Annotated in this window: 13 protein-coding genes; 11 read left to right on the top strand and 2 right to left on the bottom strand. The window is 66.2% G+C overall.

What is annotated here, in order from left to right:
* Position 1 precedes the first annotated feature (1 nt).
* Positions 2-619 (top strand): hypothetical protein, encoded by a 618-nt coding sequence (locus tag N7E70_RS20755; RefSeq protein WP_263007482.1) that lies wholly within the window; start codon positions 2-4, stop codon positions 617-619.
* A gap of 232 nt (positions 620-851) precedes the next feature.
* On the opposite strand, the gene N7E70_RS20750 is transcribed toward N7E70_RS20755, so the two are convergent.
* Positions 852-1,304, bottom strand: a complete 453-nt coding sequence (locus N7E70_RS20750; protein WP_182573670.1) for a nucleoside deaminase — start codon at positions 1,302-1,304, stop codon at positions 852-854.
* Positions 1,305-1,380: 76 nt separating this feature from the next.
* On the opposite strand from N7E70_RS20750, the gene N7E70_RS20745 reads away from it, so the two are divergent.
* The 5 genes from N7E70_RS20745 (at position 1,381) to N7E70_RS20725 (ending at position 7,800) form a co-directional block, all read left to right on the top strand.
* Positions 1,381-3,567 (top strand): pseudouridine synthase, encoded by a 2,187-nt coding sequence (locus N7E70_RS20745; protein ID WP_263007481.1) that lies wholly within the window; start codon positions 1,381-1,383, stop codon positions 3,565-3,567.
* Positions 3,567-4,121, top strand: a complete 555-nt coding sequence (gene rsmD / locus N7E70_RS20740; RefSeq protein WP_263007480.1) for a 16S rRNA (guanine(966)-N(2))-methyltransferase RsmD — start codon at positions 3,567-3,569, stop codon at positions 4,119-4,121. Before N7E70_RS20745 ends, rsmD begins: the two co-directional genes overlap by 1 nt.
* A gap of 112 nt (positions 4,122-4,233) precedes the next feature.
* Positions 4,234-5,607 carry a M16 family metallopeptidase gene (locus N7E70_RS20735; protein WP_154385456.1) on the top strand — a complete coding sequence of 458 codons (1,374 nt, stop codon included), beginning with the start codon at positions 4,234-4,236 and terminating at the stop codon, positions 5,605-5,607.
* Positions 5,608-5,611: 4 nt separating this feature from the next.
* Positions 5,612-6,982, top strand: a complete 1,371-nt coding sequence (locus tag N7E70_RS20730) for a M16 family metallopeptidase (RefSeq protein ID WP_263007479.1) — start codon at positions 5,612-5,614, stop codon at positions 6,980-6,982.
* Positions 6,979-7,800, top strand: a complete 822-nt coding sequence (locus tag N7E70_RS20725) for a patatin-like phospholipase family protein (protein WP_154385454.1) — start codon at positions 6,979-6,981, stop codon at positions 7,798-7,800. Before N7E70_RS20730 ends, N7E70_RS20725 begins: the two co-directional genes overlap by 4 nt.
* A gap of 23 nt (positions 7,801-7,823) precedes the next feature.
* Here the strand turns inward: N7E70_RS20725 and N7E70_RS20720 are convergent, their stop codons facing one another.
* Entirely contained in the window at positions 7,824-9,254 is a 1,431-nt protein-coding gene (locus N7E70_RS20720; protein WP_067963352.1) for an MATE family efflux transporter, read from the bottom strand.
* A 145-nt stretch (positions 9,255-9,399) separates the two neighbouring features.
* Here N7E70_RS20720 and N7E70_RS20715 point away from each other — a divergent pair, with 145 nt between their 5' ends.
* From N7E70_RS20715 to waaA, 5 genes are all read left to right on the top strand, one after another.
* Positions 9,400-10,743 (top strand): TldD/PmbA family protein, encoded by a 1,344-nt coding sequence (locus tag N7E70_RS20715; RefSeq protein ID WP_263007478.1) that lies wholly within the window; start codon positions 9,400-9,402, stop codon positions 10,741-10,743.
* Positions 10,730-11,536, top strand: coding sequence for a 3'(2'),5'-bisphosphate nucleotidase CysQ (locus tag N7E70_RS20710; protein WP_263007477.1), 807 nt, complete (start codon positions 10,730-10,732; stop codon positions 11,534-11,536). Before N7E70_RS20715 ends, N7E70_RS20710 begins: the two co-directional genes overlap by 14 nt.
* 78 nt (positions 11,537-11,614) lie before the next feature.
* On the top strand, positions 11,615-11,866 hold the full coding sequence (locus N7E70_RS20705; RefSeq protein WP_067963345.1) for a DUF4170 domain-containing protein: 252 nt from the start codon (positions 11,615-11,617) through the stop codon (positions 11,864-11,866).
* Positions 11,866-12,675 (top strand): lysophospholipid acyltransferase family protein, encoded by an 810-nt coding sequence (locus tag N7E70_RS20700; RefSeq protein ID WP_067963341.1) that lies wholly within the window; start codon positions 11,866-11,868, stop codon positions 12,673-12,675. The genes N7E70_RS20705 and N7E70_RS20700 overlap by 1 nt, the downstream gene beginning before the upstream one ends.
* Positions 12,672-13,988, top strand: a complete 1,317-nt coding sequence (waaA, locus tag N7E70_RS20695; protein ID WP_263007476.1) for a lipid IV(A) 3-deoxy-D-manno-octulosonic acid transferase — start codon at positions 12,672-12,674, stop codon at positions 13,986-13,988. The genes N7E70_RS20700 and waaA overlap by 4 nt, the downstream gene beginning before the upstream one ends.
* The last annotated feature ends 1 nt before the right edge of the window (position 13,989 follow it).

Raw genomic sequence — 13,989 nt, 5'->3', positions numbered from 1 at the left:
CATGACGGACCGCATCAGCGCGCGCGGAGCTTTGCTTGCGTCGCTCGCCGTTTCCGGCCTGGCGCTTACGGGCTGCATGAGCGCGCCCACCTACGGCACCGACAAGTCGGCGACGACCCAGCTCGCGACCGACCTGACCAACATCATGTCGTTGAAGCCGAAGACCAACACCATCGACTACAAGCCGCGTCCGGAGCTGGTGAAGCCGAAGACCGGCCAGGTCGCCGCCCTGCCGGCGCCGCAGGACAACATCGTCACCACGGCAAGCGCCGACTGGCCCGAATCGCCCGAGGCGCGCCGCGCCCGCATCCGCGACAACGCCACCAAGAATCGCGACAACCCGAATTTCGAGCCGGAAGTCGTCAACGACATGTCTGCGCTGAACGGCCCCGACATGAGCAAGTGGACGCCGGCGCAGCGCAAGGCCGAGATCGAACGCCGCCTGCGCGAGAACAAGCAGGGCAGCACCACTTCCCGCAAATATCTGAGCGAGCCGCCGCTGGCTTACCGCCAGGCAGCCGCCACCGCCGCCCAGGATGAGCTCGGCGAAGACGAGATCAAGAAGGAACGCCGCAAGAAGAAGCTCGCCAAGAAGAGCACGAGCTGGTGGCCGTTCTGATCCTGGCCACAATTGCAGACTGACCGGGCGCCCTGACTGGTTCAGGGCGTTTTCGTTTTTGCGGGGCTGCCTGCAGCAATTCTAGGAAAAGTGTGCAGCGGTTTTCCCTGGGAATTGCGCAAAACAAAAAGAGGAGCAATTCCAGGAAAAGTGTGCAGCGGTTTTCCCTGGGAATTGCGCAACAACAAAAATGCTGGAGAGATTCCGCGATTCAAAGAAAAGCGGAAACGCTCTAGTCCTCGCGCCTGTCCTTGAAGAAGCTCTTGAGCATCTCGGCGGCGCGGGTTTCGCCGATGCCGGCATAGACGTCGGGTGCGTGATGGCAGGTGGGGGAGGCGTAGAACCTCACGCCGCTGACCACAGCGCCACCTTTGTCGTCGGCGGCGCCGAAATAGAGCCGGCGCAGGCGGGCAAACGATATGGCCGCGGCGCACATGGTGCAGGGTTCGAGCGTCACATAGAGGTCGAGCCCGGTCAGGCGCTCCTGGCCGAGCCGCACGCAGGCCTGGCGGATCGCCAGTATCTCGGCATGTGCCGTGGCATCGTTGAGTTCACGGGTGCGGTTGCCGGCCCGGGCGACGATTTCGTTGCCCTGGACGATGACCGCGCCGATCGGCACTTCGCCGCGCGCCGCTGCCGCTTCGGCCTCGTCGAAGGCCAATGCCATGTAATCGGGCCGTTTCACGCCTCAACCATCCTGTTACCCCTCGCTAACCCCCGAGCTTCCTGTTATCTAGCCGCCGAAAAGGGCAAAGGCCACCATGGACGACGATCGTAAGAAATTCCCCCGCAAGGGCGGGTCAAAACCGGCTGGAGCGGGCGGCCGTGACGGCGGTGCCAAGAAATTCGGCAAGCCGCGCAGCGAAGGTGGCGCAAAACCCTTTGCCAAGAAGCCGTTCGTGAAGCGCGCCGAAGGTGCCGAGGGCGGCGAACGCCCGAAGCGCGATTTCCGCCCGCGCGACGGCGAGGCGCGCGCCGAGCGGCCGTTCAACAAGGGGCCGCGCCCCGAAGGCAAGCCGTATGAAAAGCGCGAAGGCGGCCGCTCGTTTGGCGGCGACAAGCCCTTTGCCAAGAAGCCCTATCGTGCGCGCGCCGTCGAAGGTGCCGAAGGCCGCGAACGCCCCAGGCGCGATTTCGCGCCGCGTGATGGCGAAGCCCGCGCCGAGCGTCCGTTCCACAAGGGCCCGCGCCCTGAAGGCAAGCCATATGAAAAGCGCGAAGGCGGTCGTTCCTTTGGCGGCGACAAGCCGTACCGTGCGCGCCCGGCCGAGGGAGGGGAGCGTCCGCAGCGTGAATTCCGTCCGCGCGACGGCGAGGCGCGCGCTGAAGGCGGCGAGCGTCCGTTCCGCAAGGGCCCGCGCCCCGAGGGCAAGCCATATGAAAAGCGTGAAGGCGGCCGCTCGTTTGGCGGTGACAAGCCTTATCGTGCCCGTCCTGCCGAAGGCGGCGATCGTCCGCAGCGCGAGTTCCGCCCGCGCGACGGTGATGCGCGCCCGGCAGGCGGCGATCGCCCGTACCGCGCGCGCCCCGAGGGCGGCAAGCCCTTCGAAAAGCGCGGCGAAGGCTTCAAGCCGCGCCCGCGTGCTTCCGAGGATGCACCGGAGCCGGGCGAGCGCATCGCCAAGCGCCTGGCGCGCGCCGGCCTCGCCTCGCGCCGCGATGCCGAGGAGCTGATTGCTGCCGGCCGCGTCAAGGTCAACAACAAGGTGCTGGCGTCTCCGGCGGTCAACGTCATGCCTGACGACATCATCCATCTCGACGGCATGGAAATCCCGCCGATCGAGCGCACCCGCCTGTTCCTGTTCCACAAGCCGGCCGGCGTGGTCACCACCAACCGCGATCCCGAGGGCCGCAAGACCGTCTTCGACGTGCTGCCGCAAGAGCTGCCGCGCCTGATGACGATCGGCCGCCTCGACATCAACACCGAAGGCCTGTTGTTGCTGACCAATGATGGCGGCCTGTCGCGCGTGCTCGAACTGCCGGCGACCGGCTGGCTGCGCCGCTACCGCGTGCGCGTCCACGGCAAGGTCGAGCAGAAGACGCTGGACGGTCTCAGGGACGGCATCGCCGTCGAGGGCGTGTTCTACGGCTCGATCGAGGCGACGCTCGACCGCGAGCAGGGCAGCAATGCCTGGATCACCATCGGCCTGCGCGAAGGCAAGAACCGCGAGGTCAAGAACATCCTCGGCGCGCTCGGCCTCGAGGTGAACCGCCTGATCCGCATCTCCTATGGCCCGTTCCAGCTCGGCGAGCTGCCGGAGGGCCATGTCCAGGAGATCAAGGGCAAGATGCTGCGCGACCAGCTCGGCGAGCGGCTGATCGAGGAGTCGGGGGCCAATTTTGACGCCGACATCGTCAAGCCGTTCTCCAACAAGCCGACCTTCCGCCGCGAGGAACGTCGCGAGGAAGAGGCGCCGCGCGCCCCGCGTGCGCCCCGCCTCGACATCGGCGAAGGCGGCCTGATCAAGAACCGCAAGCGCGATCGCGAGCGTCATCGCGAGGACGTGCTGGGCCGCCTGTCGACCGAACGCCCTGCCGGCTTCGGCGACAAGCCGAGTTTCGGTGACAAGCCAAGGTTCGGCGACAAGCCGAGATCCGGGGACCGGCCGAAATTCGGGGACAAGCCCAAGTTCGGCGACAAGCCCAGGTTTGGCGACAAGCCGAAATTCGGCGGCAAGAAGGGTGACGAGCGCGAAAAGAAGCCGTTCGAGACGCCTGGTGCGCGCAAGACAAATGTCTGGATGGCTCCGGGCGCGCGTCCGCAGAGCGAAAAGGCCAAGGCCGATGCCGCGTCGAAGCCGCGCTTCGACAAGTCGCGTTCCGACAAGCCTCGTTCCGACAGGCCTCGTTCCGACAGGCCCCATTCTGACAGACCCCATTCTGACAGACCGGGCGGCGACGGCCCGCGCGGTGGACGGCCCGGCGGTCCGCGCCGGGATCGCGGCTGATGCGGGTAGTCGGTGGTGATTTGCGCGGCAGGCCGTTGGCCACGCCGCGCGACAACGCCATTCGTCCGACAACGGATCGCACACGCGAGGCGGTGTTCAACATGCTTGCCCATCGCTTCGGCGGCAGGCTCGACGGCGTGCGTGTGCTCGACCTCTTCGCCGGCACCGGCGCGCTCGGCATCGAGGCGCTGTCACGCGGCGCTGCCTATTGCGTGTTCATCGAGGAATCGGCCGAAGGCCGCGGACTTGTCCGCACCAATGTCGAGAGTTTCGGCCTGACCGGCCGGACCAAGATCTTCCGCCGCGACGCAACCGCTCTCGGAGACGCCGGCACGCTCGGGCCGTTCGGCCTGGTCTTCGCCGATCCGCCCTATGGCAAGGGCCTGGGCGAGAAAGCCTTGCGTTCGGCTCGCGCCGGCGCCTGGCTGGCGCCGGGCGCGCTCTGCGTCGTCGAGGAAGCGGCATCCGTTGCGTTCGAGCCGGGACCCGGCTTTGCCGTCGTCGACGAACGTTCTTATGGCGAGACGGTGATCCGCTTCATCGAGGCGCAATAGCTGCGGCGCCCGACTTCGGCCTCTTTCGGACCGGAAGATTACGAACAATTCACTTCCCGCCGCTTTGTGCCGAAGCCTATAAGGCGGGCACGTCCACATTCAGAGGCAGTTGATGATCTTGAGATTCTTGCGGGCGAAAGCCTCGCTGCCAGCCCTGTTGGCCCTGGGGCTGGCCTCGTCGGCGCCGGCTCTCGCCGAAGCGCCGCGCAGCGACTGGAAGGTCACCAGCTTCACGCTCGACAATGGTATGCAGGTCGTGGTCATCCCCGACCATCGCGCCCCGATCGCCACCCACATGGTCTGGTACAAGGTCGGCAGCGCCGACGAGATGCCCGGCAAGTCGGGCATCGCCCATTTCTTCGAACATCTGATGTTCAAGGGCACCAGCAACCACAAGGCCGGCGAGTTCGGCCAGAAGATCGCCGAGATCGGCGGCAGCGAGAACGCCTTCACCACCTATGACTACACCGCCTACCACCAGACGGTGACCCCCGCTGCCCTCGAAACGATGATGAGCTTCGAGGCCGACCGGATGCGCAACCTGGTGCTGACCGATGCGGTGATCGAGCCCGAACGCGACGTCATCCTCGAAGAGCGCCGCTCGCGCGTCGAAAACAATCCTGGCGCGCTGCTCAACGAGGAAGTCGACGCGACGCTGTATCAGAACCAGCCCTACCGCATTCCGGTCATCGGCTGGATGCATGAGATCGAAAAGCTCAACCGCGTCGACGCCACCGACTTCTACGTCAAGTATTACGCCCCCAACAACGCGATCCTGATCGTTGCCGGCGACGTCGAGCCTGATACGGTCAAGGCGCTGGCCGAAAAGACCTATGGCAAGGTGGCGCGCGGGCCGGAACTGCCGCCGCGCATCCGCCCGGTCGAGCCGGAGCAGAACACCAAGCGCACCGTCGAACTGACCGACGAGCGTGTCAGCGTGCCGAGCTTCTCCAAGGCCTGGGTGGTGCCGTCCTACCAGACGGCCGAGCCGGGCGAAGCCGAAGCGCTCGATCTTCTGTCGGAGATCCTTGGCGGCGGCAGCCGCAGCCGGCTCTACCAGGGCCTGGTGGTCAAGGACGGCATTGCCTCCTCCGCCGGCGCCTTCTTCCAGGGCACGATGGTCGACGACACCAGCTTCACCGTCTATGGCGCGCCGCGTGGCGAAGCCGGGCTGCAGCAGGTGGAAGCCGCCGTCGACGTCGAGATCCGCCGCATCATCAAGGACGGCGTGACATCGGACGAGCTCGAAAAGGCCAAGGACCGTTTCGTCCGCTCGATGATCTTTGCCCGCGACAACCAGGCCAGCATGGCCAACATCTATGGCAGCACGCTGGCGACCGGCGGCACGGTTGCCGACATCGAACAGTGGCCGGACAGGATCCGCACTGTCACCACCGACCAGATCAAGGCGGTTGCCGCCAAATATCTCAATCCCGACCATTCGGTTGCCGGCTATCTGCTGCCGGCGAAATCAGTCGAGAAGTGATGTGATGACCAGGCTCATGGCAATGCGTTTCAAGGCCCCCACTTTCTCGACGACGCGTGCATCAGCGGCGACGCTGATGCTGGCACTGGTTTTCCTGGTCCTGCCCGCCATGGTCGCGCGCGCCGAGGTCCGTATCCAGGAGGTCAAGTCCGACAAGGGCATCACCGCCTGGCTGGTCGAGGACTATTCGGTGCCGATCATCGCGATAAAATTCCTGTTCGATGGCGGCAGCACCCAGGATCCCCAGGGCAAGGAAGGCCTCGCCAACCTGATGACCGGGCTTTTCGACGAAGGCGCCGGCGATCTCGACAGCGACGCCTTCCAGATCAAGCTCGACAAGGCTGGCGCCGAAATGGGCTTCAACGAAGGCAATGACGCCGTCGGCGGCGGCATGCGCATGCTCGCCGAGCGACAGGACGATGCCTTCGAACTGCTCAAGCTTGCGGTCGAGACGCCGCGCTTCGACCAGGCGCCGCTCGACCGCATCCGCGCGCAGATCGTCAACGGCATCGTTGCCAATGCGCGCGACCCCGAGACCCAGGCGGCGCGCAAATGGGCCGAGGCGATCTACGGCACGCATCCTTACGCCAGGCCCGACATGGGCACCGAGGCGTCGCTGGCGACCATCACCGCCGATGACCTGCGCGCCTTCCACAAGGCCAATTTCGCCAGGGAAAACATCCATGTCGCCGTCGTCGGCGCCATCGACGCCGAGACGCTGAAGAAGCGGCTCGACCAGGTGTTCGGCGAATTGCCTGACAAAGCCGAATTGCGGCCGGTCGAACGCGTCGAGCCCAGGCTCGGCCAGGCCATGCATATCGAATATCCCCTGCCGCAGACCTCGCTGCAGCTGGTCTATCCCGGCGTGCCGCGCGAAGCGCCCGATTTCCTTGCCGCGGCACTGATGGAGCACATCCTGGGCGGCGGCACATTCTCGTCGCGGCTGTTCGACGAGGTGCGTGAAAAGCGCGGGCTGGCCTACAGTGTCAGCTCCGCGCTGATCAACCAGGAGCATTCGTCGTCGCTGATCATCGGCACCGCGACACGGTCGGACCGGGCGGCCGAGACGCTTGGCGTCATTCGCGAGGTGATCCGCAAGATGGCGGAGGAGGGGCCTACCGCAGCTGAACTCGACGCGGCCAAGAAGTACATGCTCGGCGCCTATGCCATCAACAATCTCGATTCCTCGGGCGCGATTGCCGGCACGCTTGTCGACCTGCAGACCGACAAGCTCGGCATCGACTATATGCAGAGGCGCGTCGAGCTGATCAACGCCGTCACGCTCGACGACGTCAGGGCGGCGGCGCGCAAGCTGTTGTCGGTCGACCCCGCGATCATGATCCTCGGTCCGAAATTCGGAGAGAGCAAGGGATGAGCGCCACCTTCGCACTGGCACTTGGCGGCGGCGGCGCGCGCGGCCTCGCTCATATCCATGTCATCGAGGCGCTCGACGAGCTCGGCATCAGGCCGGTGGCGATCGCAGGGTCCTCCATAGGTGCTGTGATGGGCGCCGGCATGGCCGCCGGCCTGACCGGCAGGGAAATCCACGAGCACTCCCGCGCCGTGCTCGGCCGGCCGGCCGAGGTGGCCAGCCGCATGTGGCGGGCCCGGCCGGGCACGCTGTCGGAGATGGTCGAGACCGGCATCAGGGTCACCCAGTTCAATGTCGAGCGCATCCTCAAGTCGTTTCTGCCCGAGGGCGTGCCTGATACCTTCGAGGAGCTGAAGCTGCCCTTGAAGGTGACGGCAACCGACTATTACGGCCATTGCCTGAAGGTGTTCGAGGAGGGCGAGCTGTTTTCGGCGCTCGCCGCATCGGCGGCGATCCCGGCGGTGTTCAAGCCGGTGACGCGCGGCAACACGCTCTATATCGACGGCGGCATCTACAATCCGGTGCCGTTCGACCTGCTCGAGGGCCTGGCCGACCACGTCATCGCCATCGACGTCGTCGGCGCGCCATTCGAGAACGGCCGCAAGCCGCCCAATTCGATCGACCTGATGTTCGGCGCCAGCCAGCTGATGATGCAGTCGATCATCGCCAACAAGCTCGGCCAGAACCCGCCAGACATTTTCCTGAGGCCGCCGGTGTCGCGCTTCAAGGCGCTCGACTTCCTCAAGATCGACCAGGTCATGGCCGAGACGGCGGCGATCAAGGACGAGCTCAAGCACGCCCTCGACGAGATCCTGCGCTAGGCCCGGCGGGCGGCTTTCTCCAGCTATTGCAGCGTCGAAGCCTTGCCGGTGGAGAAGGGCGACTGTGCCGCCGGCGGCAGCGCCGGCACCGGCTCGTCCTGATGCTGCGGTTCGCGCGCGATCGCGTTGACGACGCGGAAGCAGACGAACATCGAGACGACACCGAACACCACAGCGCCCAGGCCCCAGCCGGCGATGACGCCGATGGCGCCCCAGTAATGCGCGCCGATCCAGACGAAGGGGATGACGCCGAGCGTCGAGCGGCCCCAGTTGAACACGGTCGAATAGGTCGGATAGCCCAGATTGTTGAAGGCAGCGCTCGACACGAAGATCGCGCCGTTGAACAGGAAGCTGCCGGCGGCGAAATGGCAGAAGAACACGATCAGTTCGCGGGCGATGCCGTCAGCGCCGAAGGCGCTGGCGATCGGGTTGGCGAAGATCGCCAGCAGCCCCCACACAGCCAGCACATAGACGATGGTGAACAGCAGGCTGTCGCGCATCGTCGTGGTCAGGCGCTCGAACTTGCGGGCGCCGTAGTTCTGCCCGAGGATCGGCCCGACGGCACCCGACAGCGCGAAGATGACGCCGAAGGCGACCGGCACCAGACGGCCGATGATCGCCCAGCCGGCCACTGCCTGGTCGCCGAAGGCAGCCATTTCGATGGTGACATAGGCGTTGCCGACAGGGGTCGCGACCTGGGTCAGCATGGCCGGCACGCCGATGGCGAAGAAGGGCCTGACGGCCTCGCGCAAACCGCTCAGATCCGGGAGCTTGATCAGCCGATGCACAACATGGGCGCCGTGCAGGCCGATGGCCAGCATGACGAAACGTGTCAGCACCGTCGAGATGGCGGCGCCGTCGAGGCCGAGGTCGAAGCCGAAGATCAGGATCGGGTCGAGAATGGCCGCGGCGATGCCGCTGCCGAGCGTCACATACATTGCCCGTCGCGCATCGCCGACGCCGCGCAATATGCCTGTCGTGCACATGCCGAGCGCCATGACAGGGAAGGACGGCAGCACGATCTGCAGGAACCGGGTCGACAGGTCGAGCGTCGCACCGGTGGCGCCGAGCAAAGCGAGCAGGGGCCGCAGGAACGGCAAGGCAGCGAGCGTCATCACAAGCGTGGCGACGCCCATGAACACCATCGAGGCGCCGCCCATGGAGCGGGCCTCCTCGCGCTGGCCGCGGCCGAGGCAGCGCGCCACCAGCGCGCCGCAGGCGATGGTGAAGCCGATCGAGATCGACAGCGTGAAGAACAAAAGCGTCGAGGCAAAGCCGATGGCCGCCGCCAGCTCCTCGATGCCGAGCAGGGAAATGTAGAACAGGTTGAGCGCGTCGACGATGAAGATGGCGATCAGCCCGACCGAGCCGGTGCCGGTCATGACCACGACATGGCGCATGGTCGAACCGGTGGTGAATTTTGCCGGTGCCGCCGCCGGAGCCTGTGTGGACATGCGATTTCCCTGGAAATTTCGGCGGCGAAGCACCGCATCACGGTGGTTTGACCATGCACCCGCCCATTGCACAAGCGGGTTGGGGACAATAGATGGGGTGGTACGGGCCGCGTCCAACGGGCGGCAAGCAATCGGAACATGCCAAATGAACGATACCAACGACGCCGCGAAACTGGCCGACCGGGTGGCGAGCCTCGTCGAGGCGGCAAAGAAGGCCGGCGCTGACGCCGCCGACGCGGTTGCGGTACGCGGCCGCTCGACAAGCGTTTCGGTGCGCCTCGGCAAGGTCGAGGCGACAGAGGCCTCGGAGAGCGAGGACATGTCGCTCAGAGTGTTCGTCGGCCAGCGTGTCGCCAGCGTTTCGGCGACCGCCGCCTCCGACCCCAGGGTTCTGGCCGAGCGCGCCGTGGCGATGGCCAGGGTATCGCCGGAGGATCCCTATCAGGGCCTGGCCGATGCCGCCTTGCTGGCGCAAACGCCGCGCGACCTCGACCTGTTCGACGACACCATCGTCTCGGCCGAACGCCTGAAGGAAGACGCGCTCGCCGCCGAAGAGGCAGCGCTCGCCGTCAAGGGCGTGACCAATTCGTCCGGCGCCGGTGCTGCCGCCGGTCTTGGCGGGCTGGTGCTCGCCACCTCGCACGGCTTCGTCGGCCATTATGTCGGCTCACGCTTCTCGCGCTCGGCCAGCGTCATCGCCGGCGAGGGCACGGCGATGGAGCGCGACTATGATTTCTCGTCACGCATCCACTTTGCCGATCTCGATGCATCGGCCGATATCGGCCGCAGCGCCGGCGAACGCGCGGTCAAGCGGCTCAACGCCCGCAAGGCGGCAACCGGACCCGTCGACGTCGTCTTCGATCCGCGCGTCGCGCGCGGCATTGCCGGCCACCTCGCCGGCGCCATCAACGGCGCCTCGGTGGCCCGCAAGACCAGCTTCCTGCGCGACATGATGGGCAAGCCGGTGGCTTCCGCCGCCATCACCGCCATCGACGAGCCGTTGAAGCGGCGCGGCCAGGCGTCGCGTCCGTTCGACGGCGAGGGCATCGAAGGTGCGACGCTCAAGATGGTCGACAAGGGCGTGCTCAACCACTGGTTCCTGTCGACATCGGCGGCGCGCGAACTCGGCCTCGTCACCAATGGCCGTGGCGCGCGCGGCGGCTCGTCGGTCACGCCGTCCTCGACCAATTTCAGCATCGAGCCGGGCGAGCGCTCGCCCGAGGACATCATCCGCTCGCTCAAGCGCGGCTTCTATGTCACCGAGGTGTTCGGCCAGGGCGTCGACATGGTGACGGGCGAATACAGCCGCGGCGCTTCCGGCTTCTGGATCGAGAATGGCGAGATCACCTGGGCGGTGTCGGAGGTGACGATCGCCTCCAACCTCAAGGACATGTTCCTGCGCATGGTGCCGGCAAGCGACCTCGACCGCAATTTCGGCACTGCCGCGCCGACGCTTCTGATCGAAGGCATGACCCTTGCAGGCGACTGACAACATCGACAATTCCGACCTGAAGGCCGAGCTCGACCTGCTGCGTGCTGCTGCCACCGAGGCCGGGCGGATCGCCATGGGCTTTTTCCGGCAGAGCCCGGAAGTCTGGTTCAAGGGCGGCAATTCGCCGGTCAGCGAGGCCGATTACGCCGCCGACCACTATCTGCGCGAAACCCTGACCGCGGCACGGCCCGGCTATGGCTGGCTGTCGGAGGAAACCGCCGACAATCCCGACCGGCTCGGCGCGCGCCGCACCTTCGTCGTCGACCCGATCGACGGCACGCGCGGCTTCGTCGAGGGGCGCACGGCATGGTGCGTCAGCGTTGCCGTCGTCGAGGCCGGCCGCTCGCTCGCCGGCGTGCTCGAATGCCCGGCGCGGCAAGAGACCTTTTGGGCGGTCAAGGGCGGTGGCGCCTTTCTCAACGGCCAGCCCCTGAAGGTGCGCGAACCGGGAGAACGCATGCGTATTGCCGGTCCCAAGCCGATGATCGACAAGATGCCTGTGCACTGGCAGGGCAGGCTCGATCGCGAGACCTACATTCCCTCGCTGGCCTATCGCGTGGCGATGATCGCCAACGGGGTGCTCGATGCGACTTTCGTCAAGCCCAATGCCCATGATTGGGACATCGCCGCTGCCGAGCTGATCCTGACCGAGGCGGGCGGCAAGCTGCTCGACCGGCATGGCAGCCGGCTCGCCTTTGCCGGCAGTGACATCGTTCACGGCGCGCTGATGGCCGGCAGCGGCTCGCTGCTCGATGTCATGGCCGGGGTGCTTGCCAGCCACGACGGTTGATGATTTTACCGACTGTTCCAAAACGGCGCGCTTTGGTCTAGATCAGGCGAGCCCTGAGATGATGAATCAAGGAAACAGATGTCCGAAGAAAACGGAAAAAAGCAGCTCCTGCATCTGGTGTTCGGCGGCGAGTTGACCAAGCTCGGCGGAACCGAGTTCCGCGACCTCGATGCGCTCGACATGGTTGGCATCTATCCCGACTACAAGTCGGCCGAGCTGGCCTGGAAGGCAAAGGCGCAGGCAAGCGTCGACAACGCCCACATGCGCTACTTCGTCGTCCACCTGCATCGGCTGCTGGAGCCCGACACGAAGGCTGCCGGTCAGAACTGATGGAGCAACCCCGCATGGCGTCGCCGGCCGTGAGGCCCGCGGCGAAGAAGAAGCGCGTCAAGCAGCCGGCGTCGAAGACGTTCTGGCGCCGCATCCGCGAGCCGCTTGCCAAGTCGCGCTTCGCCAAGGGTGCGGTGGCGAGCCTGTTTGCCGGGGCGATGCGCTTCATCAAGCTGACCAACCCGATGGTCAAGGGCTCCTATGCGCTGGCCGGCGGCAGCCATGCCGACAGCGAGCCGCTGATCGTCGGCCTGTGGCACGGCCAGCATCTATTGGCGCCGGCGCTCTATCCGAGCCAACGCGGCCTGGTGGCGATGGTGTCGCGCAGCGCCGATGCCGAGCTCAATGCGCTTGTCATCAACAAGTTCGGCATCGAGGCCGTGCGCGGCTCGGGCGGCCGCGAAACCAGGCGCAAGCACGAAAAAGGTGGCGCCGTGGCGCTGATCGCCCTGAAAAAGGCGCTCGATGCCGGCAAGAACGTCTGCATGATCGCTGACATTCCGCATGGCACGCCGCGCGACGCCGGCATGGGCATCATCCTCCTGGCCCGGCTGTCCGGGCGCCCGATCGCACCCGCAGCGATTGCCACCAGCCGCCGCAAGGTGCTGGAAGGCAGCTGGGACAAGACCACGATCAATCTGCCGTTCGGCCGCTGCGCCATCTTCGTCGCGCCGCTGATCGAGGTTCCGGCCGACGCCGACGATGCCGAGATGGAGCGCAAGCGCCAGGAACTGACCGCCGCGATCGACCATGCCACCGAGCAGGCCTACCGCCTGGTCGATGGTGGCAAAGGGAGCGGTGGCAAATGAGCGAACGCTGGGCTCGCGCCTTCCTCAGAGCCTATCGTTACGCAGGTGCCGCTGCCTATCCGATGGTCGGCGGCTATGTCGCCTGGCGCGCCTCCAAGGGCAAGGAAGACCGCAACCGCCGGCGCGAGCGCTACGGCGTGCCGAGCCGGGAGCGGCCTGACGGGCCGCTGGTCTGGTTCCATGCCGCAAGCGTCGGCGAGACGATCGCGGTCGTGCCGCTGATCGAATCCATCCTGGGTTATGGCATCAACATCGTGCTGACCACCGGCACGGTCACCTCGGCGCAGGTCGCCGAGGAACGGCTGGGCGGCCGCATCATCCATCAATATGTGCCGCTCGACCTCAAGCCGGCGGTCAGCCGCTTCCTCGACCACTGGCACCCGGATCTGGCAATCATTGCCGAATCCGAAATCTGGCCGATGACCATCCTCGAACTCGGCGTCCGCCGCGTGCCGCAGATCCTGGTCAATGGCCGCCTGTCCGACCGCTCCTTCAAGTCGTGGAAGAAGCGCGCCTACATCGCCGAGGCGCTGTTCGAAAACATGGCCCATGTGGTGGCGCAGTCGGAGGTCGACGGCGAGCGTTTCCGCGCGCTCGGCGCACGCCCGGTCACCGTCTCGGGCAACCTCAAGGTCGATACCGCGCCGCCGCCGGCCGACGAAACCGCGCTCTACACCATCCAGCGCCAGATCGGCCGCCGCCCGACCTGGGCTGCCGTGTCGACCCATGACGGCGAAGAGGTGATGGCTGCCGAAGTGCACGCCATGCTGCGCAGCCGTCATCGCAGCCTGTTGACCATCATCGTGCCGCGCCATCCCGACCGTGCCGCGGCCCTGGTGACGGAACTGACCGCCCTAGGCCTGAATGTCGCCCGCCGCAGCACCGGCGACCGCATCACCCCCGACACCGACATCCTGCTCGGCGACACCATCGGCGAGATGGGACTTTACCTGCGCCTGACCGAGATCGCCTTTGTCGGCCGTTCGATGACGGCCCAGGGCGGCCAGAACCCGCTCGAGCCGGCGATGCTCGACACCGCCGTTCTTGCCGGGCGCAACGTGCAGAACTTCCGCGACACCTACCAGCGCCTGATCGACAAGGGCGGAGCCAAGATCGTCCGCGACCGCGACATGCTCGCCGGTGCCGTCAACTTCCTGCTCGGCAACGAAATCGCACGCCACGACATGATGTTGGCCGGTGCCGCCACCGTCGAGGAAATGCGCGGCGCGCTCGCCCGCACGCTGAAGGCGCTCGAACCCTTCATCCACCCGCTGATCGTGCAGTCGCGCCTCAAGGGCGCGGGCGGGAGGTAGC

Origin of the sequence: Aminobacter sp. NyZ550, assembly GCF_025628925.2 — a bacterium.
Taxonomy (GTDB): domain Bacteria; phylum Pseudomonadota; class Alphaproteobacteria; order Rhizobiales; family Rhizobiaceae; genus Aminobacter; species Aminobacter ciceronei.
The sequence above is the reverse complement of the archived record's forward strand: the minus strand, read 5'-3'. Positions and strand labels throughout refer to the sequence as shown.

Coding starts and splice junctions, on each gene's coding strand:
- N7E70_RS20700 (WP_067963341.1), top strand. CDS start 11,866: ATGGAGCAACCCCGCATGGCGTCGCCGGCCGTGAGGCCCGCGGCGAAG.
- waaA (WP_263007476.1), top strand. CDS start 12,672: ATGAGCGAACGCTGGGCTCGCGCCTTCCTCAGAGCCTATCGTTACGCA.
- N7E70_RS20715 (WP_263007478.1), top strand. CDS start 9,400: ATGAACGATACCAACGACGCCGCGAAACTGGCCGACCGGGTGGCGAGC.
- rsmD (WP_263007480.1), top strand. CDS start 3,567: ATGCGGGTAGTCGGTGGTGATTTGCGCGGCAGGCCGTTGGCCACGCCG.
- N7E70_RS20735 (WP_154385456.1), top strand. CDS start 4,234: ATGATCTTGAGATTCTTGCGGGCGAAAGCCTCGCTGCCAGCCCTGTTG.
- N7E70_RS20705 (WP_067963345.1), top strand. CDS start 11,615: ATGTCCGAAGAAAACGGAAAAAAGCAGCTCCTGCATCTGGTGTTCGGC.
- N7E70_RS20730 (WP_263007479.1), top strand. CDS start 5,612: ATGACCAGGCTCATGGCAATGCGTTTCAAGGCCCCCACTTTCTCGACG.
- N7E70_RS20755 (WP_263007482.1), top strand. CDS start 2: ATGACGGACCGCATCAGCGCGCGCGGAGCTTTGCTTGCGTCGCTCGCC.
- N7E70_RS20720 (WP_067963352.1), bottom strand. CDS start 9,254: ATGTCCACACAGGCTCCGGCGGCGGCACCGGCAAAATTCACCACCGGT.
- N7E70_RS20745 (WP_263007481.1), top strand. CDS start 1,381: ATGGACGACGATCGTAAGAAATTCCCCCGCAAGGGCGGGTCAAAACCG.
- N7E70_RS20725 (WP_154385454.1), top strand. CDS start 6,979: ATGAGCGCCACCTTCGCACTGGCACTTGGCGGCGGCGGCGCGCGCGGC.